This window comes from Nannocystis exedens (assembly GCF_002343915.1).
In the GTDB taxonomy this organism is placed as follows: domain Bacteria; phylum Myxococcota_A; class Polyangia; order Nannocystales; family Nannocystaceae; genus Nannocystis; species Nannocystis exedens.
Genome location: NZ_NETK01000001.1, coordinates 7,045,039 through 7,068,751 on the forward strand (window position 1 = coordinate 7,045,039; position 23,713 = coordinate 7,068,751).

Here is a 23,713-nt window from a genome sequence, read left to right on the forward strand (position 1 = left end):
CGGGCCCGACAAGCGCGGCGAGCCGTCGCAGTGCTAGGGCCTGTGAAGACCCCGAGGCCGAGCGGCCCGGCGCGTGCGCTCAGCGCCGTCGCAACTGGGGCAGCCGGACGAGGATGCCGGTGAGTCCCAGCACAGCGCAGAGCGCCACGCTCGGCACGGCGATCCGCAGCAGCGCGGCCGGATCGCACGCGGGGCCGGCGACGACGCAGACGAGGAACACGAGCGCGGCCCCTGCCTCGCCGCCGCCGAAGCAGCGCGCGGCGAAGCGCTGGCTCCGTCGCAGCCAGAACATCAGCCCCGCGAGGGTGAGCGCGCCGAGCACGAGACCGCCGGCCACCGACCCCGCCTGGCCCAGCGCGGCGTGCAGCCCGGGCAGCACCTGCGCGGCGCCGAACTGGTCGCGCACGGGCGCCTGCATGCCCGCCAGCAGCAGCTCGGCCGGGTGCGGGGTGTACAGCGAGTAGCCGGGGTTGCCGGTCGGCCGCAGGTCGCGGTGAAGCGGAATCAACACGAAGCCCGCGGGGCGCGGCGGCGGCACGCGGGTGGGGGCCCGGACCTCGGCGGCGAAGCGGTGGCTCGGCGGCACCAGGCGCGGGACCCCGTGCTCGGGGTGAGTCTTGGCCAGCTCGCTGAACGCGATCGCGGGGTCGGCGCTGGTGAAGCGCAGGCGGCCGAAGGCGAGACGGCTCTGCACCGGCACGCGCAGGTCGAGCTGCGGATCGTCGCGGTGGGGCAGCACCGCGAACGTGGCGCCGGCGAGCAGATCCCACGGCGGGACCTCGAGCTCGCCGAGGCGATTGACGAACCCGAGTTCCAGACCGCGGGTGGGGGGGTCGAGGCGGAGGTGGACGCGCTGGTCGAGCGCCAGCGCGGCCCCCGGCGCGCCGACGAAGGCGAGCGGCGGAGCCTCGGTCGCGCCGCCGGGGTCGAGGTACGGACCGGCGTAGTTGAGCGTGACGAGCTCGCGCAGGCTGGGGTCGGCCGGGGCGTCGTCGGGGCGCGGCTCCTCGTAAAGGAGGTGGCGGGTCTGGTTACTGCCGAGCGTGACGGTGGCGCGGACGCTGGCGACGAAGTGGTAGTCGCGCAGCGGCACGTACGGCCCGTCGAGGTCGCGCGCCCGCATGAGCTGGAACAGGTTGATGTTGGGGTCGCGCGGGCGCAGCTTGTAGAACTCGCCGACGCGGGTCTTCACGTGCTCGCGCGTGCAGGCGACGTGGACGTCGAAGCCGGGGTTGCCGGCGCGCGCCGGGTCCTTGTCGCGCAGGATGACGGTGTCGACGTCGGCCGCGACGGCGTAGGCCGGCACCACCACGAGGTTGTCGCCGGGGATGATCTCGCCGGCCCGGTGCCCGCGCGGGTCGGCGCGCAGCACGACCTCGTAGCGCTTGCCCGGCTCGAGGCCGAGGCCGTCGGCGAGCACGATGGTCTGGCCGTAGTCGCTCGGCTGCAGACCGACGCCGAGGTGCTGCTCGAGCGCGACCGCGCCGGCCGGGGCGCCGGGCAGCGCGCTCGGCTCGACCGAGAACACCGGCGCGCGCGGGTCCCCGCCCGCGAGCACGAGCAGGCCGGCGAGGGTGGCCGCGGCGGCCGTCAGCGGGGCGACGGCCACCACCCGCTCGGCTGGTTCGGCCGGGTCGCCGCCTTCGGCGCCGCCCGTGCCGGGGCCGGCCGCGAAGCTGCTCCAAAGGACAGCCTGGCCCGCGGCCGCCAGCGCGCCGGCCAGCGCGGCCTCGCCGGTCCATGCCTCCTCGACCATGGTCGAAAGGCCAGCCGCGAGCGCGCCCGGGGCGGCCAGCAGGGCGGCCAGCGCCAGGGTGGCCCACGCCACCAGGGCGAAGCCCGCCAGCAGGCCGACGCCGGCGAGGTCGTCGCCGTCGGGCCGACGACGAGCGACCAGCGCGAGCGCCAGCACGATCGCGGCCAGCAGCGGACCCGCCGCCCACGGGGCCAGGCCGAGGCCGTCGCGCAGGACCTCGCCGCCTTGCTGGGCGAGCAGCAGCCCGCCGGCGGCGAGGGCGGCGGCAAGACCTGCGCACGCGGACAGGAACTTCAAGACATGTCCGAAGCGACCGGAACTTCGGGACACGTCATCGGCCTCGCCGTCGCCGAGGCGCGCCTCGGCCCAGTGGAGGCCGGCGCCGAGCAGGCCGGCGAGCCACCACCAGGCGAGCGCGCCGGGGCCGCCGACGGCGAGCGCGAACGCGGCCCCGACGACCGCGCCGAGGCCGGCGCCCGCCCACAGGCGGAGCCGCGCGCGGCTGGGGCGGAACGCTTGCGCCAGGCCGCGGAGCTGCGGGGCGCCGCCGAGGGCGGCGACCAGCAGGCCGGCGGACGCGAAGACGGCGACGAGGAGCGCGAGCAGGCCGGAAGTGGGATCGAACATGCGTCAGTGCCGAGGAGATCGGAGGCGCACAGGAATCGAACCTGCCCAGGGCGCTCCTCGCACCCCACTCCGGTGTTGAAGACCGGGGGCCGCACCAGCGAGCCGAGCGCCTCCGCGGGCGAGGATAGCGGAAGCGCTCCGGCGAGGGAACGGCGCGGGGCTCACATCTCGGGCTCGCCGGCGATGCCGCACACCTCACGGCAGCCGGTCACGTCGAAGAACGCCTCGCTGCGGCCCTGGAAGACGTACTGCGAGGTCACGCCGTTGCTGTCGAACACGCCGAACGGCAGCGGCGTGTAGCGGTAGGTCTCGTTGTACGTCTCCGGGCTGTACTCTTCGAGCTGGATCCGGACCCCCTCCTTCGGCGGCACCACGCCGGCGGCGATGTCCTCCTCGCTCGGCTGCGGCGGCTCCGGCTGGCCCTTGGGCACGAACTCGGTCCAGGTCATCAGCGTCTCGTCGTACTCGTACTCGAAGCAGCGGCAGTAGTAGCCGCCCTGCTCCTTGCTCAGGTCGCACTGGCTCGACTTCAGGCCCTGGTCCCCCATCGAGTCGTTGCACGCCGCGGCGGCCACGACCTTCGCCTCCTTGTCGAAGAAGATCATGTACTTCTCTTGACGCAGGCCGGAGCCGAAGTCGCCGATGACGTCGCCGTCCTCGAGCGCGAACAGCGAGAGCACCCAGGTGCCCTGCTCGTCGAACAGCGGGATCGGTTCTTCCTTGCACCCGGCGGCGAGGACCGGGAGTGCGCAGGTGGTCGCTACGAGCGCGCGGATGAGAGCAGTCTTGTGCATCGGGCAGTGTCCTCGGGGGCGCCACGCTACCACAAGCGTCATCGCCGCGCGCGCTCCGCTGAGCGCGTGGCGGTCCGCACGGCCGCCCCCGCCGACTCGGGGGAGCCGTCGTTGACAGCGACCACTCAGGTGTTTAGCTTCTCGCGCGCGGTGCCCGCAAAACGCGATTACTATGAGGTTCTCGGGGTCGAACGAACGGCTCCTGCGCCCGACATCAAGCGCGCCTATCGGAAGGCGGCGATGCAGTGGCATCCCGACCGCAACCCCGGCAACCCCGAGGCCGAGGAGCGGTTCAAGGAGGCGGCCGAGGCGTTCGAGGTGCTGAGCGACGACAACAAGCGTCGGCTCTACGATCAATACGGCCACGAGGGCCCGTCGCGCGCCGGCTTCTCCGGTTTCCAGGGCACCGACGAGATCTTCAGCCGCTTCAGCGACCTGTTCGGCGACCTGTTCGGCAACCTCGGGTTCGGCGGCCGTCGCGACGGCCCGCAGCGCGGCGGGGACCTCAAGACCCGCGTGGTCATCCCGTTCGCCGAGGCGGTGTCCGGCGTCGAGCGCGAGCTCACGGTCCAGCGCCGCGAGGCCTGTGACGACTGCAACGGCAGCGGCGCCGCCCCCGGCACCAGGCCGCAAACCTGCAGTCAGTGCGGCGGTCACGGACAGGTGATCCACCGCCAGGGCTTCTTCACCATCCAGACCACCTGCCCGCGCTGCCAGGGCCAGGGGTCGATGATCACCTCGCCGTGCAAGACCTGCTCGGGCACCGGCGCGGTCCAGCGCGAGGCCACCCTCAAGGTCAACATCCCCGCCGGCGTCGACGACGGCCAGACCTTGCGGATCCCCGGCCGCGGCATGGCCGGCGTCAAGGGCGGCCCGCCCGGCAACCTCTACGTCGAGGTCGCCGTCCAGCCCGACGAGCGGTTCCAGCGCGACGAGTACGACGTCCACTCGAAGGTCACGATCTCGATGGTCCAGGCGGCGCTCGGCTGCACCGTCAAGGCCGCGACCCTGTCCGGCGACATCGACCTCGAGCTCGAGGCCGGCACCCAGCCGAACCACGTCATCACCCGCAAGGGCAAGGGCGTGCCGGTGATCGGCGGGCGCGGCTTCGGCGACCACCACATCCACGTCGAGGTCACCGTGCCGACCAAGCTGTCGGGCGACCAGGAGGACCTCCTGCGCGAGCTCGCCGAGCTCGGCGGCGAGTCGGTCGCCGAGCCGAAGAAGGGCTTCTTCAGCAGCCTGCGCCGGCGCAAGCGCGGCTGCTGAGCCCGCCGGCGGCGCGCGAGGGGCGTGCCCGTCCGGGCATGCCCCTTCGGGCATGTCCCTGAGTGCATGTGCGGAAGGGCAGGTCCTAAGGGTCCTGCCCGAGCAGACAGACCGCGGCTCGCTCGCGGACCACGCCCTCGCGCAGGACCCGGGCGTAGAGGCGGCTCCACCCGGGGTGGAGCTTGGCGGAGATCCGCTTGAACTCGCCGCCCGTGAACGAGCCGGCGATCGTGTTGCAGGGCGGGGCGGGGCCGGTGATCTCGAGCAGCACGTCGTCGCCGACGGCCAGGCGGTCGCCGACGCCGACGCGGTCCCAGTCGAGGCCGGCGATCGTGAGGTTCTCGCCGGTGGTGCCGGGGGCGATCGGGTGACCCTCGGCGGCCAGCGCCTCGATGCGCTCGAGCGCGAACAGACAGACCGCGCGGTCGGGGCCCCCGTGGTGCTTGAGGTCGCGCTGGCGGTCGCCGGCGACCCCGCTCGTGGTCACCAGCGCAAGGCCGACGGCGTGCTTCGGCACCCCGCCCGCGGGGTTGACGTGAACGCCGACGACGACGCCGCGCTCGTCCGGGGCCGTGGCCATGGTCGCCTCACTTGGCGTCGCCGCAGCGCTGCAGCGCTTCCATCGAGTCGGCCGCCAGCGCGCAGCGGACCTCGGCGGCGGTGCCCTCGCTCAGGCACGTGGCCTGGAGGTCCTTCGCCATGTCCTTCGCCAGCCGGGTGGTCTTGTCGACCTCGGCCGGGCTGGCCCCGCCGGCCATCAACCTCTCGAAGTGGGCCGCGAACTGGGCGCACTCGGCCTCCGTCGCCTTGCCGTTGGAACATGCCCCAAGGAGCAGGACGAGGGACGCGCAGGCGGAGAGGGTGACGTGTCGCATGAGGGGTCCTCGGGACTGGCTTACGGGCGAAGGTAGACGAAGTCGAGGCGCGGATGCGCGCAGCCCGCTGTGCGGCCGAGGACGCCGCCCTAGCCGGCGTTCATGAACGGATAGCGGTAGTCGCGGAGGGGCGTGAAGGTCTCCTTGATCGTCCGCGGGGAGATCCACCGCACCAGGTTGAGCAGACTGCCCGCCTTGTCGTTGGTGCCGCTCGCCTTGCTGCCGCCGAACGGCTGCTGGCCAACCACGGCGCCGGTCGGCTTGTCGTTGATGTAGAAGTTGCCGGCCGCGTGGCGCAGCGTCTCGGTCGCCTCGACGATCGCGCCCCGGTTCTCGGCGAAGATGGCGCCGGTCAGCGCGTACTCGCTGCCGCGCTCGCACAGCGCCAGCGTCTCCTCGAAGCGCCCCTGCGGGTAGATGTGGACCGTGAGCACCGGCCCGAACAGCTCCTCCTTCATCGTTCGGTAGTCGGGCTCGACCCCGGCGATGATCGCCGGGCGGATGAAAAAGCCGGTCTTGTCGTCGCTCTCGCCGCCGATGACCTCGCCGACGCGCCCGCCCTGGCGGCTGCGCGCCTCCTCGATCGCCTCGCGCAGCTTGGCGTAGCTGCGGGCGTCGATCACCGCGCCCATGAAGTTGGTGAAGTCGCCGACGTCGCCGACCTTGATGCCGGCGATGCCGTCGGCCAGGATCTCCCGCACCTGCGGCCACAGGTTGTCGGGGATGTACGCCCGCGAGGCGGCCGAGCACTTCTGGCCCTGGTACTCGAAGGCGCCGCGCAGCAGGTTGTGCGCCAGCGACTGCACGTCCGCGCTCGGGTGGGCGAACACGAAGTCCTTGCCGCCTGTCTCTCCGACCAGGCGCGGGTAGCTGACGTAGTTGTCGATGTTGTTGCCGATCGACCGCCACATCTGCTTGAACACCGGGGTCGAGCCGGTGAAGTGGACGCCGGCCAGGTCGCGGTGGGCCAGCACCTGCTCGCCGATGGCCGCGGGCGAGCCGGGCACGAAGTTGATGACGCCCGGCGGCAGGCCGGCGGCCTGCAGCAGCTCCATGATCACCGAGCCCGACAGCACCGCGGTCGAGGCCGGCTTCCACACCACCGTGTTGCCGCACAGCGCCGGCGCCGTCGGCAGGTTGCCGGCGATCGACGTGAAGTTGAACGGCGTCACGGCGAACACGAAGCCGTCGAGCGGGCGGTACTCGACCCGGTTCCACGTGCCGGGGGCCGAGATCGGCTGCTCGGCGTAGAGCTGCGTCAGGTAGTGGACGTTGAAGTGGAAGAAGTCGATGAGCTCGCAGGCGGCGTCGATCTCGGCCTGGTGGGCGGTCTTCGACTGGTTCAGCATCGTCGCCGCGTTGAGCCGGTCGCGGAACGGCCCGCGCAGCAGCGCCGCCGCCCGCAGAAAGATCGCCGCCCGCTGGTCCCACGGCATCGCCGCCCAGTCGGCGCGAGCGGCCTGAGCCGCAGCGATGGCGTCGCCGACCTCGCGGGTCCCTGCCTGGTGGAACCCGCCGAGCTCGGCCTTGCGGTTGTGGGGGCAGATGATGGGGCTGATGTTGCCCGTCCGGACCGCCTTGCCGCCGATCCACAGCGGGAGGTCGAACTTCTTACCGGCGAGGTCGGCGTAGCAGGCCTTGAGCGAAGCCCGTTCCGGCGTGTCGGGCGCGTACGTGCGCACGGCTTCGTTGACTGGGTCGGGGACGCGGAACAGGCCAAACGACATCAGGGCGGTCTCCAGGCTGGCGCAAGCATGCACGGAATCCCGGCCGTCGGCGACGGTCGTGGTGGCTCCAGGCATGCCGCCCAGACGGGCGCGAAGGCTATCAGGCTCCGGGCTCGCTGACAGGGGTCTGCATGCGCGGGATCGCGCACATCAGCGGCGGCGCGGGCGACGGCGGAGGGCGAGGAGGGCGAGGCCGGCGAGGCTGGCGGGGCCGCTGGCGGCCAGGTCGCAGCCGCGGCGGGTGGCCGGGGCTGGGCCGTCCACGGCCGGCGGCGCGGCTGGAGGCTCGATGCGCGGCGGTTCGCGGCTCTGCGTCTCGGGCGAGGCCGGAGCCGGGGGCGGCGTGCCGGCGCCGAGCGCCGCGAGATCTTCGTCGGCGGTGCCCATCTGCCGGGTGCGTGAGCACATCGTGTCGCCGAGATCGCCCTCGCCGGTGCGGTGGGCGTAGACCAGGTAGTGCTTGCCGAGGACGAAGCTGCGGCCGCAGGCGGCGCTGCTGGAGCGGGTGACGATCGTCGTCGACGCCGGCAGGTCGCCCTTGAACACCCGCTGGACGGCGAGCACGTAGCGGACCATGCCGGTGGTGTCGGAGGTCTGCACGTGCTCGACGCGGCCCTCGAACACGGCCTCGGCCTGGTCGCGGGCGACGGTGGGCGCGGGCGGCGGCATGCAGCTGCAGGCCTGCACCTCGTGAGGAACCCCCCACGCTGCGACCGCGATGAGGCTCACGGCGAGGAGGATTGGGCGTTGCCGGTGCAAGTCCCGCAAGCTAACCACGCACCGGCGCGCCCGGCAAGCGGCGTGCCGGCCTCGGGGCCTTGTGGCGCCTTGCGATCGTCGCCGATCGGGGCGCGGCCCTGAACGAGGTTATTTGCGAGGAAGCCAGCGATGCTGACGGTATCTGAGATCACCAAGTCGTACGGCGGGAAGGTGCTGTTCGACGACGTCACGACGTCGTTCGAGCCCGGTCACCGCTACGGTCTGACGGGGGCGAACGGCGCCGGCAAGTCGACCTTCATGAAGATCCTCGCCGGCGAGCTCGACCCCGACAAGGGCGGCGTGTGGAAGCCGCCGCGGACGCGCCTGTCGGTCCTCCACCAGGACCACTTCCGCTACGAGAATTGCCGGATCCGCGACGTCGTCATCATGGGCAACCGCCGCCTGTGGGACGCCATGGAGGAGAAGGACAAGCTGCTCGCCAGCGGCGACATGAGCGACGAGGTCGGCATGCGCCTCGGCGAGCTCGAGATGATCATCAGCGAGGAGGACGGCTACGGCGCCGAGACCGAGGCCGAGCGCCTGCTCGAGGGCCTCGGCATCCCGGCCGCCGAGCACGAGCAGCCGCTGTCGACCTTGACCGGCGGCATGCGCCTGCGCGTGCTGCTGGCCCAGGCGCTGTTCGGTAACCCCGACATCCTGCTGCTCGACGAGCCGACGAACCACCTCGACCTCGAGTCGATCCACTGGCTGACGAACTTCCTGCTCGAGTATAAGGGCGTGCTGGTCGTCATCTCGCACGATCGCCACTTCCTCAACGAGGTCTGCACCCACACCGCCGACGTCGACTACGAGAACATCATCACCTACACCGGCGGCTACGACGACATGCTGCGGCAGAAGATCCAGTACCGGATCTCGGCCGAGAAGCAGAACCAGAGCAAGCAGAAGCGGATCTCCGAGCTCAAGGAGTTCATCCAGCGGTTCGGCGCCAACGCCAAGAAGGCCAGCCAGGCGCAGTCGCGGCGGCGCGCGATCGCCAAGATCGAGCTCGTCGACCTCAAGCGCAGCAACATCCAGCGGCCGTTCATCCGCTTCGAGCAGAAGACCCCGAGCGGAAAGCTGGCGCTGTCGGTCGACCGCCTGTGGAAGTCGTTCGACGGCAAGCCTGTCCTCAAGGACATCACCTTCAACGCCACCCGCGGCGAGAAGATCGCCATCGTCGGCCCCAACGGCATCGGCAAGACGACCCTGCTCAAGTGCATCGCCGGCACCTACGAGCCCGACCGCGGCAAGGTCACGCTCGGCCACGAGGTCGTGCTCGGCTACCTGCCGCAGGACCACGAGGAGGGGCTCGGCAAGGTCGAGAACCGGACCGCGTTCCAGTGGCTGTACCAGTGGGACCCGAAGTCGACGGTCGAGGAGATCCGCGGCCTGCTCGGGCGCATGCTGTTCCCCTCGGAGGACGCCGACAAGCCGGTCAAGGCGCTCAGCGGCGGCGAGACGGTGCGCCTCCTGCTGGCCAAGATGACGCTGATCAAGCCGAGCCTGCTGCTGCTCGACGAGCCGACCAACCACCTCGACCTCGAGTCGATCCGCGCCCTCACCGAGGCGATGCAGAAGTACGAGGGCACGCTGATCTTCGTGTCCCACGACCACGCCATGGTCTCCGAGGTCGCCACCCAGGTGCTCGAGCTCAAGGGCGACAAGGGCTACGACCTGTTCCCCGGCAACTACGAGGAGTTCCTCGAGAAGACCGGCAAGACCGCCGCCCGCTGAGTTTCGGCGCTCCGGGACATGTCCTGACGGGCATGTCCCGAGGGCCCTGTTCGGAGGGACTTGTCGCTCGGGACAGGCGCTCGGGACAGGAGCTCGGGCGGGATCCCGCGAAGGGCGCCCCCTCAAGAGGGTCGGCCCGCGCGCACGGCTCTGACTCCGCGGCTCCGGGCCGGCGCGCATCCCCGCGGGCGGCTCAGAACATCTTCTTGGCGGCGTTGATCTTCTCGACGTACTTCTTGCTGCCGTCGGGCACGCCGCGCTTGCCGGCCTTGCGCCACTTGAGCACGTGCCCCGGTCCGCCGTGGTAAGCGGCCAGCCCGAGCTCGGTGTTGCCGTCGAACTTGCGGATCATGCGGGCCAGGTAGAGGCTGCCGGCGCGCACGTTGAAGCCGGGGTCGAGCGGGCGCGAGCGCTCGCCGAGGCTGCTCGCCAGCTCGCGCGCGGTCGAGGGCATCAGCTGCATGAGCCCCTGCGTGCCCCCCGGGCCTCGGGCCCGCGCGTTGAACTTGCTCTCGACCCAGATCACCGCGTTGATGAGCCGCGGGTCGAGCTTGTTCTTCTTGGCCGCCGACCGCACGTGCGGCTGCACCGCCGCGATTTGTTCGCGCTGCCCGGCGGGCCAGCGTTCGCAGGCGTCGCCTCCGCCGCCGTCCTGCGGGGCCATCGACGCCTCCCCAGGAGATCGCGCAGGCTCCACTGAGGTCGCACAGCCGGGAGCGCCGAAGACGCCGCCCAGCGCCATCCAAACAACGGTCCATCGCGCATGACGGAGGCCCGGGAGGGCGCGCGGCGCGGTCGAAGGCTGTAGGGTAGTCATGGGTGTGCTTTATCCTACATTGTCCGGAGGAGGACCCAGACTTTAGCGAAAAATCGAGACGGGCGTGCATCTCGCCACGCGTGCTCAAAGGGAATGTTCGTATGATGGGTTCTCGTAGCTCGCCTCGGCGAGCAGGCAGGAGCGGAGACATGGCTTTGAAGGCAGACGCACTTCTCCTCCTCTGCGGCGTGACGGTCGGGCTGCCGGCGGTCGCCGCGGCCGCCGACGGCGAGCGGTACGACCCCTACGCGAAGATGGCCACGGGCGCGCACCGGTACGACATGCGCGAGGTGTTGCAGTCGCGTGGCAAGTTCGTCGCCGAGCCGGTCGAGCAGCCGGACCTGTCGCTGCTCGACACGCTGCCCCTGAGCGCGCGCGCGTCGGAGCCGCAGGCGCCGGGGCAGCTGCCGGAGGGGTGGGTGCAGATCGGCGAGGTCGTGCAGCGGCGCGAGATCGCCGAGGGCCGCAAGCAGATCGATCCGAAGCCGCTCCCGGCCTGGGAGGACATCGAGGGCAACCAGTACCCGCGCAAGGGCACGGTGTTCCTCAACTTCAACGGCGGCATGCTCAAGGCCGGCGACGACAACTCGGCCGAGAACAAGTCGACGCTGGCCCGCCACAACCACCCGTACCCGGTGTTCAACGGCTCCGAGGCGACGGCGCTGACCCTGATCCAGGCGGTCCAGCAGGACCTCGAGACGCTCGGCGTCCGCGTCCTCTACCTCAACCGCCCGAGCAAGACCGTGCCCTACACGATGGCGATGGTCGGCGGCTCGTGGTCCGACACGAACATCAGCAGCCCGGCCGGCGGCGTCGCCCCGGGCACCGACTGCGAGGACCGCGACCAGCGCAACGTGGTCTACGCGTTCGACAGCAGCTCGGCGACGATCAGCCAGGAGATCGCCCACGCGTGGGGCCTCGACCACACGCTCGGCAGCGATCGCATCATGAGCTACCAGGCCGGCAACAACAAGCACTTCGGCGACAACTGCCAGGACCTGTGCGAGGAGCAGTGCCAGGGCCCCGGCACCATCGGCTGCCGCCTGATCCACGAGATCTACTGCGGCGTCGACAGCGAGCAGCAGAACGACCTCGCGGAGCTCGCCAAGATCTTCGGCACCCCCGAGCCCGACACCGAGCCGCCGACCGTCAACATCCTCCCCGAGGGCGACGTGATCGAGCTGGAGGTCGGCTCCGACATCGAGGTCAAGGCCGACATCCACGACAACTACGGCGGCGTCGGCTGGCGGATCAAGGTCAGCCGCGACGGCGAGGTCGCGCTCGACGAGGTCGACTACGAGAAGGTCGGCGCGTGGTACTTCGCCAACCTGGAGACCGGCGTCTACGAGGTCGTGCTCGAGGCGGAGGACCACGCCGAGCACGTGGTCCAGGACAAGCTGACGATCATCGTCGGCACCCCCGAGGCGCCCACCAGCACCGCCGGCGACAGCGAGGGGGACAGCGAGGGCAGCGACAGCACCGGAGCCCTCGACTCCGAGGGCGACGACGCGGGGGGATCTGCCAGCGACGGCGCCACCACCGACGACGGCCCCGGCGCCCTCGACAAGGGCGGGTGCGAGTGCCGCAGCACCGACCAGGGGGCGGGCGGCGCGCTGGGCCTGCCGCTGCTCGGCTTGTGGCTGGCCCACCGGGCCCGCCGGCGCCGCCGGGCCTGAACTCCGAGGCGGTTCGTGCGCGAATGCGCGCGTGACCTCCACCGCGCCCCCGCGGCTTGACCGGCCCGGGGGGCCACGCATATAAGCCTGTTCCCTCGCGCCCGGCGAGGGTCTCGAAGAACGATCCGGGCGGTCGCAGCCACCATCTGGCTGCCGCGTGGGCGGGCGGATCGCCCCAGAGAATGCGAGCGCTTCGTGTCTGAGAACCAGCAAGCCATCATTCGTACCGGCGGGAGGCAGTTCCGCGTCAGCACCGGCTCGGTGCTCCGCGTCGAGAAGCTCCCGGTGGAAGCCGGCGCCACCGTCAACTTCGACGTGCTGCTCGTCGGCCAGGGCGACACCGTGAAGATCGGCAAGCCGCTGGTCGACGGCGCCAAGGTCGAGGCCAAGGTCGTGAGCCACGGGCGCGGGCCCAAGCTCATCGTCTACAAGTTCCGCAAGCGCACCAACTACCGCAAGAAGCAGGGCCACCGGCAGGCCTACACCGAGGTCAAGATCACCTCGATCACGGGCTGATCCGCGCCCTGGAGAACGACGATGGCACACAAAAAAGGTCAAGGTTCGATCAAGAACGGCCGCGACTCGAACGCGCAGAACCGCGGCGTGAAGCGGTTCGGCGGCGAGGTCGTCCGCGCCGGCAACATCCTGGTCCGTCAGGCCGGCAGCAGCTTCCACGCCGGGCCGAACGTCGGCACGGGCAAGGACTACACCCTGTTCGCGCTGGTCGACGGCAAGGTCCGCTTCTACAAGCGGGGCCACGAGCGCAAGGCGTTCGTCGCCATCGACCCGCTCGCGGCCGAGGCAGACGCTGCCGCCGCTGCGGAGTGAGCGATGCGCTTCATCGACCAGGTCCGGATCGTCGTCCGCGCTGGGCGAGGCGGCGACGGGCTGGTCGGCTGGCGCCGTGAGAAGTTCGTGCCCGACGGCGGTCCCGCGGGCGGTGACGGCGGCAAGGGCGGCGATGTCGTCTTTGTCGCCGACGATCATTTGACGACGCTGCTGGACCTGAAATTCCGCCAGCACTTCGCGGCCGAGAGCGGGCGCCCCGGCGGCCCCAACAAGATGACCGGCCGCTCGGGCAACGACCTGCGGATCCGCGTACCCGTCGGCACGACCGTGTTCTTCGAGGCGCTGGCCGGCGAGCCCGGCGAGCGTCCGCCGTGGCTGGCCGACAACGTCGACGAGGAGCTCGACCAGATCGGCGCGATCGCGTGGACCGACGACGGCACCGACATCCCGGAGCCGGTGCGGGTCCAGAAGTCGGGGCCGATCCGCCGCGCCCAGGCCGAGAAGGACCGGCGCGAGTCGGAGCTCGAGCCCGGGACGCAGCTCGGCGACCTGACCTTCCACGGCCAGGAGCTGGTGGTCGCCCACGGCGGCCTCGGCGGCCGCGGCAACGTCCACTTCCGCAGCTCGACCAACCGCTCGCCCGACTTCGCCGAGCCCGGCGTCCCCGGCGAGGCCTACTGGCTGCGGCTCGAGCTCAAGCTGCTGGCCGACGTCGGCATCGTCGGCTTCCCCAACGTCGGCAAGTCGACCTTCATCCGCGCGATCAGCCGCGCGCGCCCGAAGGTCGCCGACTACCCGTTCACCACCCTGGTGCCGCAGCTCGGCGTGGTCGCGCTGGCCGGCGAGCGCTCGCTGGTGGTCGCCGACGTGCCGGGCCTGATCCACGGCGCCAGCGAGGGCCGCGGCCTCGGCCTCGACTTCCTGCGCCACCTCGAGCGCACGCGCGTGCTGCTGCACCTGCTCTCGCCCGACCCGACGCCCGGCCGCGATCCGATGGCCGACCTCAAGGCGCTCGAGAAGGAGCTCGCGCAGTACGGCACGATGTTCGAGGGCCGCCCGCGGGTGGTCGCGCTCAACAAGATCGACACGCCCGAGGGCCAGGAGGCGATGGGCCCGCTGCGCAAGGCGCTGCGTGCCCAGGGCATCCCGCTGTTCCCGGTCTCGGCGCGCACCGGCGAGGGCGTGCCGGAGCTGCTCGAGGCGCTGTGGCGCCGCGTCGACATGGTCCGCCGCGGCGCCGCCTCGGGCCCGTCACCGGTCAGCCAGAGCTAGCGCCGGCGCCGGGACATGCTCGCGCGGGCATGTCCTTGCGAGCATGACGAAAGGGGCATGTCCTGGTGGACATGCCCCTTCGAGCATCCGGCGTCGGCCGGCTAGCCGCGGGTCGCCTTGTCGCGGGCGTCGTAGACCTGGACGTTGTTGGGCTTGAGGCGGCCGGTGGCGTAGAGCAGGCGCGCGTTGGCGGTGCGGAGGTCGATGCGCGAGTTGACGATCCGGAGGATCGCGGTGAGTTGGTCGGCCTCGGCGTCGATGATGTCGTTGGTGGTGGCGGAGCCGACGGCGAACAGCTCGGTGGCGACGCGGTAGGCCTCGACCGCGGACTCGAGCGTGCGGGCGCTGAGCTCGATGTCGGCGATCGCCTTGTTGCGGGCGAGGTAGGCCTGGGTCACCTCCATGGCGATCCCGCGGCGCATCAGCTCGATCTGGGCCACGAGCTCGCGCTTGTTGGCCTTGTACTCGCGGATCTGCGAGCGCGTGCTCAGGGCCGAGTTGAGCGAGTAGGTCAGCTGGGCGCCGAGCGACCACGACCCGCGCCACACCGGCGCCAGCGGGAAGAACCGCTGGTTCGGGTTGGCGTAGGTGGCCTCGGCGAACGCGTCGAGGCGCGGGAAGTAGCCGGCGCGGGTGGCCTTGATGCCGTAGTCGACCGCGCCGATGCTCTTCTCCAGCGACTTCAGCTCGAGCCGCTTGCTGTGGGCCTCGCGGATCAGGGCGTCGAGGTTGCCGAGGTCGGGCATGTCGGGCGGCAGCTCGATCACGTCCTCGCCCGGCACGAAGTCGAGGTCCTGGTCGTTGAGCATGATCGCCAGGCCCTGCTCGGCGGTCGTGCGGAACACCCGGGCGTCGTTGATCGCTTGCTCGATCTGGGCGATCTGCGCGGTCAGGCGCATCACCTCCGCCTTGGTCGCGCTGCCGGCGTTGAACAGGTTCTCGACGTCGAGCGCGCGCGCCTTGACGCGGCGCAGCGAGTCCTCGACGGCGACCACCGAGGCGATCGTGCGCAGCCAGTTGTAGTAGGCGAGGCGGGCGTCGGTCTCGACCTTGATGCGCTCGGCGTCGCGGGCGAGGGCGACGGCGTCGCGGCGGGTCTCGGAGCCGCGCTTGGCCGGCACAAGCGACAGGATGTAGTCGGAGATCGGGACCGCGAGCTGGGCCTGCAGCGAGTACGAGTTGAGCGGGATCTGGATCTTGAACGGCGGCGCGACCACGAGGGTGAGCGGCTGGCCGGTGTTCGGATCGACCGTACACATCTGCGGCGAGCCCATGGCGCACGGGCCGATGCCGATCGGGATCGGGTCGCCGCCGGCCTCGGGGCCGGTCGCGGCGCCGACGCTGTAGCCGCCGCCGAAGTTGATCGCGGCCTTGGACAGGCGGGTGTAGCCGGCCTTGCCCGAGATCTGCGGCAGGAAGGCGATCATCGTCTGGTCGAGCTTGGCCGCGGCGGCCTGGATCTGGGCCTCCTTGGCGGCGACGGAGGGCGACTCGGCGACGGCCTGCACGGCCACCTTGTCGGCCGTGAGGCCGCCGGGCTTGGGCGCGAGCGCCTCGGCGAGCGGGCCCTCGCGCAGGTAGGCGGCGGCGTCGAAGGGGGCCGCGTCGGCGGCGGCGGGCGGAGCTTGCCGGGAGGGCGGCGGCGGCGGGCCCAGCGGGGCCGGGGCCGCCAGCGCCAGGGCGACAGACCAAACAAGAAACATGGCGGAAGATTCCTGTGCGAAAGAACCTGTTCGAAAGAACCTGTTCGAGGGGGAAGGCGCCCCGAGCCGCTCACTCCGGCGGCTTGGTGACGCGGCGGAGGCGGGGGAACACGACCTCGCGCTCGATCTCGAAGTCGTCCGAGGGCGGCGGCGGGGCCTCGGCGACCAGCACCGGCATGACGAGATCGGGCGGCAGAGCGGCGTGGGCGGTCGGGGCCGCGGTGTGGGCGACCGGCGCGGTCGGGACCGGGTCGTCGAGGGTCTCGGCCGGCTTGCTCGCGTCGACGCCGAAGAACTTGAAGCTGATCCAGCGCATCGACCGGCTGGTGACCATGCGGTCGAACAGCAGGTAGACGACGGGGACGACGACGAGGGTGAGGACGGTCGAGGTGATCATGCCGCCGATGACGATGACGGCCATCGGCGCGCGGGTCTCACCGCCCTCGCCGAGGGCCAGGGCGACCGGGATCATGCCGAAGATGGTGGCCGCGGCGGTCATGACGATCGGGCGCAGGCGGATGGTGCCCGCCTGGACCAGGGCCTCGGTGATGACGGCCCCCTTCTCGCGCTCGCCGTTGGCGAAGTCGACCAGCAAGATCGCCGTCTTGGTGACGAGGCCCATCAGCATGATGAGGCCGATGAACGAGAAGATGTTGAGCGACATGCCGGCGAGGTAGATGCCGCCGAACGCGCCGACGACCGACAGCGGCAGCGAGACCATGATCGTGATCGGCTGGATCAGGCTGTCGAACTGGGCCGCGAGGATCATGTAGACGAGGATGATCGCCAGGGCGAGGGCGAAGAGCATCGACTCGAACGACTCCTGCATGACCTCGGCGTCGCCCATGAAGCTGGTCTGCAGCTTCGCCGGCACGACGCGCTTGGCGGCGTCGGTGACGATCTGCTGGGCCTCGCCGAGGGTGATGTCGTTGAGCGCCGCCAGCACCAGCACCTGGCGCAAGCGGTTCTGGCGCTCGATCTCGCTGGGGCCCTCGCCGCGCTCGACGCGGACCACGGCCGAGAGGTCGACCAGGCGACCCGAGGCCGCGCGGACCTTGATGTTGCTCAGCGACTCGAAGCTCGAGCGCAGCGACTCGGGCATGTAGAGGATGACGTCGTAGATCTCCGAGCCCTCCTTGAGGTCGGAGATCGGGTCGCCGGCCATCAGCGAGCGGACGGTGCGGGCGATCGAGGCGATCGGGACGCTGAGGTCGGCCGCCTTGTTGCGGTCGACGGCGATCGCGACCTCGGGCTTGCCGCCGCGGTACGAGGTGTCGAGGTCGACGAACTTGCCGGTCTCGGCGAGCTGGCCCTTGAGCGCCTCGGCGGCGGCGACGACCTCGTTGAGGTCGGTGCCGCGGACCGAGAACTGGATCGGCTGGCTGCGGAAGCCGCCGTCGTTGCCGAACGGGTCGAGCTGGTCGACGGTGAACATCGCCCCCTCGACGCCGGCGAGGCGCTCGCGGGTCCACTTCATCGCGTCCTGCTGCGAGAAGCCGCGCTCCTTGGGCCGCGCGAGGGTGACGGTGATGCGCGCTCGGTTGACCTGGCCGACCGCGCCGCCGCCGATGGTGGTGAACGTGTCCTTGATCTGCGGCAGGTTGGCCCGCAGGTCGGCGGCCACGGCCTCGGCGGTCTCGATGGTCGCCTCGAGCGCGGTGCCGGTCGGCAGCTCGACGTTGACGGCGAACTGCGACTGGTCCTCGGGCGGGAGGAACTCGGCGGGCACGCGGGTGACGAGGGCGCACGAGCCGAACAGCGACAGCAGGGCGATGAGGACGGTGGTCCACGGCCAGCGCAGCGCCCAGCGGAGCACGCCGGCGTAGGCGCGCTCGACGGCGCTGAACATCTTGTTGAACAGGCGCGCGAACAGGCCGGGCGCGTGCCCGTGCTGCTGCCGCATGATGCGCGACGACAGCATCGGCGTCAGCGTGAACGACACCAGCATCGACAGCAGCACCGCCGCGGACACGGTGAGGCCGAACTGGAAGAAGAAGCGGCCGATGATGCCCTTCATGTAGGCGACCGGCACGAACACCGCGACGATCGACAGGGTGGTGGCGATGACGGCGAGGCCGATCTCGCTGGTCGCGTCGAGGGCGGCGCGCATCCGCGGCTTGCCCATCTCGAGGTGGCGGTAGATGTTCTCGATCACCACGATCGCGTCGTCGACGAGGATGCCGATCGACAGCGACAGCGCCAGCATGGAGATGTTGTTGAACGAGAACCCCATGTACTGCATGAACGCGAACGTCGCCACGATGCTGGTCGGGATCGCCAGCGCGGCGATGAAGGTCGCGCGGATGTCGTGCAGGAACACGAGGATGATGACGATGGTGAGGAACGCGCCGAGGAGGAGGTCGAACTTGACGTCGCCGATGGCGTGCTCGACGAACACCGAGTTGTCGGTCGGCACGGCGGCGGTGATGCCCCGCCGCTCGAGGTCGGGGCGCATCTCCTCCAGGACCTCGCGGACCTGCTCGGCGAGGGCGACGACGTTGGCGCCGGACTGCTTCTTGACGACCAGCGCGAGCGCGGAGTTGCCGTTGAGGAACGAGGCCGAGCGGGCGTCCTCGACGTCGTCGATGACCTCGGCGACGTCGCGGATCCGGACCACCGCGCCGGGCGGGCCGGGGATCAGGATGTCGGCGATCTCGGCGGCGCTCTTGACCTCGCCGCGGGTCTTCAGCGTCAGCTCGCTGGTGCCGGTCTTGATGAAGCCGGCCGGCAGCTCGAGGCTCTGCGCGCGCACGGCGTTGGCGACGTCGTCGGCGGTGAGGCCGAAGCCGGTCATGCGCGCCGGGTCGACGAGGACCTTGATCTCGCGCTCCCGGCCGCCGATGAGGTCGACGTTGCCGACGCCCGAGATCTGCTGGAGCCGCTGCTTGACCTCGTCCTTGGCGATCCGCGTCATCTCGGCCATCGGCAGGTCGCCGGCCAGCGCGATCGAGAGGATCGGCGCGGCGCCGACGTCGAACTTCTGCACCACCGGCGGGTCGATGCCCTGCGGCAGGTCGCGCTCGATCGCCGAGATCTTGTCGCGCACGTCCTGCAGCGCCTGGTTGCCGTCGACCTCGAGCTCGAACTCCATCACCACCTGGGTGACGGCCTCGAGGTTGCGCGAGGTCATGCGCTTGACGCCGCTGATCGACTGCAGCGCCTCCTCGATCGGGTCGGCGACCTTGGTCTCCATCGTCTCCGGGTCGGCGCCGGGGTAGACGACGGTCGCGGTCACGACCGGGAACTCGACGTTCGGGAACAGCTCGACGCCGATGCGCGGCAGGCTGAAGAAGCCGAACACCATGAGCGCGGCGATCAGCATCGTCGCGAAGATGGAGCGGCGGATCGAGACTTCGGCGAGCAGCATGGCGGGACCTCAGTGGGTGCCGGCGGACGGCGGCGGGGGGTCGCTCGGGGCTTTCTTGCTCGGGGTCGCCTTGGCCACCTCGGCCTTGGCGTCGGGCGCGGCCTTGGCGTCGGGCGCGGGCGCCGAACCCTCGGCGCCCGGCAGCACCGAGGCCAGCGGCGGGCGCAGCTCGATCTCGACGTACATGCCGGGGCGCAGCGTGCCGTCCTTGTTGTCGACGTCGGTGACGATCTCGATCGTGCGCGTGGCGGCGTCGACGGTCGGCTGGACGCGCACGACCTTGGCCTCGCGCGAGATGCCGAGCGCCGAGAAGTGCGCGGTGACCTGGTCGCCGACGTGGACGAGCCGCAGCGCGGCCTCGGGGATCCGCGCCCTGACCTCGAGGACAGACTGGTCCTGGATCACGACGACGATGGTCGGCGGCATCATCGTCACCGTCTCGCCGACGTCCTTGAACTTGTGGGCGACGAGGCCGTCGATCGGCGAGACGACGGCCGAGTCGGCGGTGCCGCGGCGGGCCATCGACAGCGCGACCTCGGCCTGGCTGACCGCGTTCTCGGCGCTGTTGAAGGCCGACTCCGCCCGCTCGAGCACGGCCGCGGCGACGGTGCCCTTGGCGGCGAGCTGCTGCTGCCGCTCGAGCTCGCGCTTGGCGTTGTCGCGGGCGATCTGCGCGCCCTGCAGGCCGGTCTCGGCCTGGCTGACGCCGAGCCGGGTCGAGCGCGCGTCGAGGCGGAACAGCACCTGGCCCTTCTTGACCATCTGCCCCTCCTCGACGTCGACCGAGGCGAGCGTGCCGCTCATGCGCGGGCCGAGCTCGGCCTCCTGCTTGGGCAGCGCGGTGCCGACGTAGCGCTCGATCGAGAGGTCGCGCGCGCCGGCCTTGACGCCCGGCTGCGGCCCGGGGCCCTTGTTGCTCGGGACCGGGATCGTCGGCGCGCTGCCCTGCGCCGGCAGGGCGGGCTTCTCGGCTTCTTTGCTGTCGCAGGCGGCGACGAGGAGGCCGGCGAGGACGAGGGGGACGATGGTGAGGCGTGCGGTCATGGGGCTTTGGCGCCGTGGAGGAAGAAGTCGATCAAGGGGTCGGCCTGGTTGCGGAGGCCGGGCTGACAGCCGGTCCGCACCCAGGTGAAGATCGTCGCGTCGGTCAGGCCGCTGAGGAACACCGCCAGCTGCTCGACCGAGAGGTCGCTGCGGATCTGCCCGCGCGCGGCGGCCTCGCGCAGGGTGGCGTGGCTGAGCGCGAGGTAGCGGGCGTGGTTCTCGTTCATCAGCGCCTGCTCGACCCGCTTCTGCGCCCAGTCGAAGCCGCCGCCGATCGAGACGTAGAGCAGGAACAGCGCGCCGTGCTCCTCGAGGAAGTCGAACGCCTCGCGCGTCGAGGCCCGCATGCGCTCGATCGGGTCCTCGAGCTGCTGATGGACCAGGATCCGCTGGTACACCAGCTCGTGCGTCCGCTGCAGGATCGAGCGGAACACCTCTTCCTTGTTCTTGAAGTAGTTGTAGACGGTGCCGGCGGCCACGCCTGCTTCGGCGGCGATGTCGGCCATCTTCGCGTCCTGGAATCCGAGCCGTCCGAACACCCGCGTGGCCGCGTCGAGGATCGCCTCGCGGTACGCCGCGCGCGTCTCCGTCCGTACCACCTCGCGGACTCGCGCACCACGCGAATTGCGCGGTGCATCGTCTCGCCCATCGACCCTGCGCGACACCGGGGGTTCATTGGCGTGAACGGAGATTCATGTCAAGGTGAGATCAGTATCGCTCGCAAAACAGGTCGACTTTCGCTGGCTTGTCGATTGGCACAAAAACTTCGCGCCAGGCCGCTGCACGAGCGAGCTCTGGCGCGGGTTCACGGGCTTGAATCGAAATTCAGGTCGTACGTGGGGGTGGAGGAGACTTCTGCGGCCGCAGATCTCCGAGGGCGTCGCGCAGCGACTTCGGCACGTCGATGCCGGTGGCCGCCTTGATCTGCTCCGACGCGTCCACCAGGCGGGCGCCCAGCGGCTGTCCTTCAGTACCTGTCCCTTTGGGCAGGATCGTCAGGCGGTCGATCTTGAGCTCGCCGATCGTGCCGGCCAGGCTGTGGAACAGCGGGACCAGCTTCTGCATCAGCAGCACGTCGCGGGCCGCGGCGCCGCCCTTGTTGTAGGTGGCGGCGATCTGCGCCAGCACCTGGGCGGTGGCGCGGCCCTGCTCGACGATCCGCGCGGCGTGGCCCTTGGCGTCCTCCTCGGCCTTGCGCCGGGCGGCGTCGGCGGGCGCGAGGATGTCGGCCTGCAGCTGACGGCGGACCTGCTCGATGCGCGCGTCCTGCATGCCGACCTCGGCGCGGGCCTGGGCGATGAGGGCCTCGACCTCGGCCTGCTGCTGGGCGATGAGGGCGGCGCGGCGGGTCTGGGCGTCGGCGATCCGGCGCTCGTTCTCCTTGAGGGCGATCTGGGTGTGCGCCTCGAGGGTGGTGAGCTCGGAGTTGCGGGTGTTGGTCCACCGCTGCTCGGTGGCCTGGGCCTGGCTGACGGCCTCGGCGATCAGGGCGTCGCGCCGGATCGCCGCGGCCCGCTGGCGGCCCATCGCGTCGAGGTAGCCGACCTCGTCGCTGACGTTCTGGATCTTCAAGGTGTCGAGCACGAGCCCGAGCTTGTTGAGGTCGTGCTCGGCCTCGGCCGCCAGCCGCTGGGCGAAGGTCTCCTTGTCGGTGTTGACCTGCTCCGGCGTCATGGTCGCCAGCACGCCGCGCAGGTTGCCCTCGAGGGTCTCGCGCGCGGTCTTCATGATCGAGTCGCGCGAGCGGCCCAAAAACCGCTCGACGGTGTTGTTGAGCAGCGGCTCCTCGCCCGGCACCTTGATGTTGGCGACGCCCTGGATGTTGAGCGGGATGCCGCCGCGCGAGTAGGCGTTCTTGACCTGGACCTCGATGATCATGTTCGTGAGGTCCATGCGGTCGACCGTCTCGAACAGGGGGATCCGGATGGCCCGGCCGCCGCGGATGATCTTGTAGCCGAACAGCTTGCCGTCCTCGGTCTTGCGCCTGCGCCCGCTGAAGATCAGCACCTCGTTCGGCTGACAGACGTAGAAGACGTTCTTGATGAGGAGGGTGAGCGCGACGAGAAAGATGGTGACGATGCCGAGCAGGGCGATCAGGACTTCCATGTTCACTGGGCACCTGCCTTTCCGGCCAGGATCGCGGGCACGTCGACGCCCGTGGTCTCGCGCAGGGCGCTGAGCACCGAGGCGACCGCGCGCGGGTACGAGGCGGCGTAGCTCGAGATGGCGCTGCCGTCGCCCGGGTCGAGCGCGGCGACCTCGCGGATCTTGAGCTTCTCGATCGGCTGCAGCACCGCGGCCAGCAGCTCCTCGAGGTGCTGAATGACGTAGATCTCGCGCGCCTGCGGGCCCATGGTCTGCCACGCCTCGCTGGTCAGGCGCAGGACCTCGGCCACCGCGGCGCCGTTCTCGATCGTCGGCGCGGCGTCGCCCTTGGCGAGGAGGAGCCGCGCGGCCCGGTCGACCTCGGCCGGGATGATGACCTCGGCCATGAGGCGCTTCTGTTCGAGCTCGCTGCGCACGCTCTGCAGCTCCTGCTCGGCGGCGGCGCGGGCGGTCTTGGCGGCGGCCTCGGCCTCGCGCTCGACCGCGGAGGCGCGGCCCTCGAGCTCGGCGCGGATCTTGGACAGCTCGTTGCGCTTGACCAGGATCGCCGTCTCGGCGGCGGCCTTGGCCACCTCGGCGCGCTGGTTGGCCTGGGCCTGGGCCTCGGAGATCTCCTGCTGGGCCTGGCTCTCGGCCTTCTCGGCGTCGCGCAGGACCGCCGCGATCTGCGGCCGGCCCAACGAGTCGAGGTAACCTGTCTCGTCGGACACGTGCTGGATCTTGAGGGTGTCGAGCTGCAGGCCGAGCTTGTCGAGGTCGTCCTGGGCGCTCTTGGCCAGGTTGTTGGCGAACTCGAGCCGGTCGTGGTTGACCGCCTCGGGGGTCATCTGCGCCAGCACCTCCCGCAGGGCGCCCTCGAGGGTCTGCCGCGCGACCTGCATGACCTCCTGCGTGGAGCGGCCGAGGAACCGCTCGATCGCGTTGCGGATCAGCCGCGGGTCGGGGCTGATCTTGACGTTGGCGATCGCGTGGATCTTGAGCGGGATGTTGCCGGCGGAGTAGGCGTTCTGCACGTAGACGTCGATCGACATCGCCGACATGTCGAGGCGGTCGACGACCTCGAGCACGGGGAGCCGCCAGGCGCTGCCCTTGCCGCAGCCGTGGTACTCGGGCGCCTGACCGACGACGCCGCGGCCGAGGATCACGAGCGGGCCGAGGTCGACGCCGTCCTTCACGCGCTTGCGGCCGGTGAAGATCAGCGCCTCGTTGGGGTGACAGATGTAAAGAAAGTTTTTGACCAGCAGGAAGAAGAGCAGCAGGCCGAGGCCGGTGCCGAGCCCGCCGACGAGCACCTGCCCGGCGACGTTTTGAGTCAGCGCTTCGAAGGTGGATTCCACAGCTGGCGCGAAGGCCAGGTACGTGAGAGACGGGTTCACTCGATCCTCCGGTGGCAGG

19 protein-coding genes and 1 tRNA gene are annotated in these 23,713 nt (G+C 70.8%); 6 read left to right on the forward strand and 14 right to left on the reverse strand.

Annotation, left to right across the window (positions count from 1 at the left end; all coding sequences use genetic code 11):
- Positions 1-79 precede the first annotated feature (79 nt).
- From NAEX_RS27745 to NAEX_RS27755, 3 genes are all read right to left on the reverse strand, one after another.
- On the reverse strand, positions 80-2,383 hold the full coding sequence (locus NAEX_RS27745; protein ID WP_096330497.1) for a hypothetical protein: 2,304 nt from the start codon (positions 2,381-2,383) through the stop codon (positions 80-82).
- Positions 2,384-2,401: 18 nt separating this feature from the next.
- Positions 2,402-2,497, reverse strand: a tRNA-Sec gene (locus NAEX_RS27750).
- A gap of 47 nt (positions 2,498-2,544) precedes the next feature.
- Positions 2,545-3,177: a hypothetical protein gene (locus NAEX_RS27755; RefSeq protein ID WP_096330498.1), complete on the reverse strand. Its 633-nt coding sequence runs from the start codon at positions 3,175-3,177 to the stop codon at positions 2,545-2,547.
- 150 nt (positions 3,178-3,327) lie between these two features.
- Here NAEX_RS27755 and dnaJ point away from each other — a divergent pair, with 150 nt between their 5' ends.
- Positions 3,328-4,446, forward strand: a complete 1,119-nt coding sequence (gene dnaJ / locus NAEX_RS27760) for a molecular chaperone DnaJ (protein ID WP_096333751.1) — start codon at positions 3,328-3,330, stop codon at positions 4,444-4,446.
- A gap of 85 nt (positions 4,447-4,531) precedes the next feature.
- Here the strand turns inward: dnaJ and NAEX_RS27765 are convergent, their stop codons facing one another.
- The 4 genes from NAEX_RS27765 to NAEX_RS27780 all read right to left on the reverse strand — a co-directional run bounded on the left by NAEX_RS27765 (position 4,532) and on the right by NAEX_RS27780 (position 7,777).
- Positions 4,532-5,026 carry an MOSC domain-containing protein gene (locus NAEX_RS27765; RefSeq protein WP_096330499.1) on the reverse strand — a complete coding sequence of 165 codons (495 nt, stop codon included), beginning with the start codon at positions 5,024-5,026 and terminating at the stop codon, positions 4,532-4,534.
- A 7-nt stretch (positions 5,027-5,033) separates the two neighbouring features.
- Entirely contained in the window at positions 5,034-5,321 is a 288-nt protein-coding gene (locus tag NAEX_RS27770) for a hypothetical protein (protein ID WP_096330500.1), read from the reverse strand.
- Between the two features lie 89 nt (positions 5,322-5,410).
- Complete coding sequence (gene pruA, locus NAEX_RS27775; RefSeq protein WP_096333752.1) at positions 5,411-7,048, reverse strand: L-glutamate gamma-semialdehyde dehydrogenase; 1,638 nt, start codon at positions 7,046-7,048, stop codon at positions 5,411-5,413.
- A gap of 150 nt (positions 7,049-7,198) precedes the next feature.
- A complete protein-coding gene (locus tag NAEX_RS27780) occupies positions 7,199-7,777 on the reverse strand; it encodes a hypothetical protein (protein ID WP_143140336.1) in 579 nt (192 codons plus the stop codon).
- Between the two features lie 159 nt (positions 7,778-7,936).
- On the opposite strand from NAEX_RS27780, the gene NAEX_RS27785 reads away from it, so the two are divergent.
- Positions 7,937-9,544, forward strand: a complete 1,608-nt coding sequence (locus NAEX_RS27785) for an ABC-F family ATP-binding cassette domain-containing protein (protein WP_096330502.1) — start codon at positions 7,937-7,939, stop codon at positions 9,542-9,544.
- Between the two features lie 193 nt (positions 9,545-9,737).
- Here NAEX_RS27785 and NAEX_RS27790 read toward each other — a convergent pair whose 3' ends face one another.
- On the reverse strand, positions 9,738-10,208 hold the full coding sequence (locus NAEX_RS27790) for a lytic transglycosylase domain-containing protein (RefSeq protein WP_170136063.1): 471 nt from the start codon (positions 10,206-10,208) through the stop codon (positions 9,738-9,740).
- 302 nt (positions 10,209-10,510) lie between these two features.
- On the opposite strand from NAEX_RS27790, the gene NAEX_RS27795 reads away from it, so the two are divergent.
- The 4 genes from NAEX_RS27795 (at position 10,511) to cgtA (ending at position 14,098) form a co-directional block, all read left to right on the forward strand.
- Entirely contained in the window at positions 10,511-12,037 is a 1,527-nt protein-coding gene (locus NAEX_RS27795) for an MYXO-CTERM sorting domain-containing protein (RefSeq protein WP_143825643.1), read from the forward strand.
- 195 nt (positions 12,038-12,232) lie between these two features.
- Positions 12,233-12,553, forward strand: a complete 321-nt coding sequence (gene rplU / locus NAEX_RS27800; RefSeq protein WP_096330505.1) for a 50S ribosomal protein L21 — start codon at positions 12,233-12,235, stop codon at positions 12,551-12,553.
- A 21-nt stretch (positions 12,554-12,574) separates the two neighbouring features.
- Complete coding sequence (gene rpmA / locus NAEX_RS27805; RefSeq protein WP_096330506.1) at positions 12,575-12,865, forward strand: 50S ribosomal protein L27; 291 nt, start codon at positions 12,575-12,577, stop codon at positions 12,863-12,865.
- Between the two features lie 3 nt (positions 12,866-12,868).
- A complete protein-coding gene (gene cgtA, locus NAEX_RS27810; RefSeq protein ID WP_096330507.1) occupies positions 12,869-14,098 on the forward strand; it encodes an Obg family GTPase CgtA in 1,230 nt (409 codons plus the stop codon).
- Positions 14,099-14,199: 101 nt separating this feature from the next.
- Here cgtA and NAEX_RS27815 read toward each other — a convergent pair whose 3' ends face one another.
- From NAEX_RS27815 to NAEX_RS27840, 6 genes are all read right to left on the reverse strand, one after another.
- Positions 14,200-15,801 carry a TolC family protein gene (locus NAEX_RS27815; RefSeq protein ID WP_096330508.1) on the reverse strand — a complete coding sequence of 534 codons (1,602 nt, stop codon included), beginning with the start codon at positions 15,799-15,801 and terminating at the stop codon, positions 14,200-14,202.
- Between the two features lie 70 nt (positions 15,802-15,871).
- Complete coding sequence (locus NAEX_RS27820) at positions 15,872-19,168, reverse strand: efflux RND transporter permease subunit (protein ID WP_096330509.1); 3,297 nt, start codon at positions 19,166-19,168, stop codon at positions 15,872-15,874.
- Between the two features lie 9 nt (positions 19,169-19,177).
- The gene (locus tag NAEX_RS27825; protein ID WP_096330510.1) at positions 19,178-20,212 is read right to left on the reverse strand and encodes an efflux RND transporter periplasmic adaptor subunit; all 1,035 of its coding nucleotides are present in this window, start codon (positions 20,210-20,212) and stop codon (positions 19,178-19,180) included.
- The gene (locus NAEX_RS27830) at positions 20,209-20,811 is read right to left on the reverse strand and encodes a TetR/AcrR family transcriptional regulator (protein WP_170136064.1); all 603 of its coding nucleotides are present in this window, start codon (positions 20,809-20,811) and stop codon (positions 20,209-20,211) included. The genes NAEX_RS27825 and NAEX_RS27830 overlap by 4 nt, the downstream gene beginning before the upstream one ends.
- Positions 20,812-21,037: 226 nt before the next feature.
- Positions 21,038-22,318: a flotillin family protein gene (locus NAEX_RS27835; protein ID WP_096330512.1), complete on the reverse strand. Its 1,281-nt coding sequence runs from the start codon at positions 22,316-22,318 to the stop codon at positions 21,038-21,040.
- Positions 22,319-22,320: 2 nt separating this feature from the next.
- Entirely contained in the window at positions 22,321-23,694 is a 1,374-nt protein-coding gene (locus tag NAEX_RS27840; protein ID WP_100792829.1) for a flotillin family protein, read from the reverse strand.
- Between the last annotated feature and the right edge of the window lie 19 nt (positions 23,695-23,713).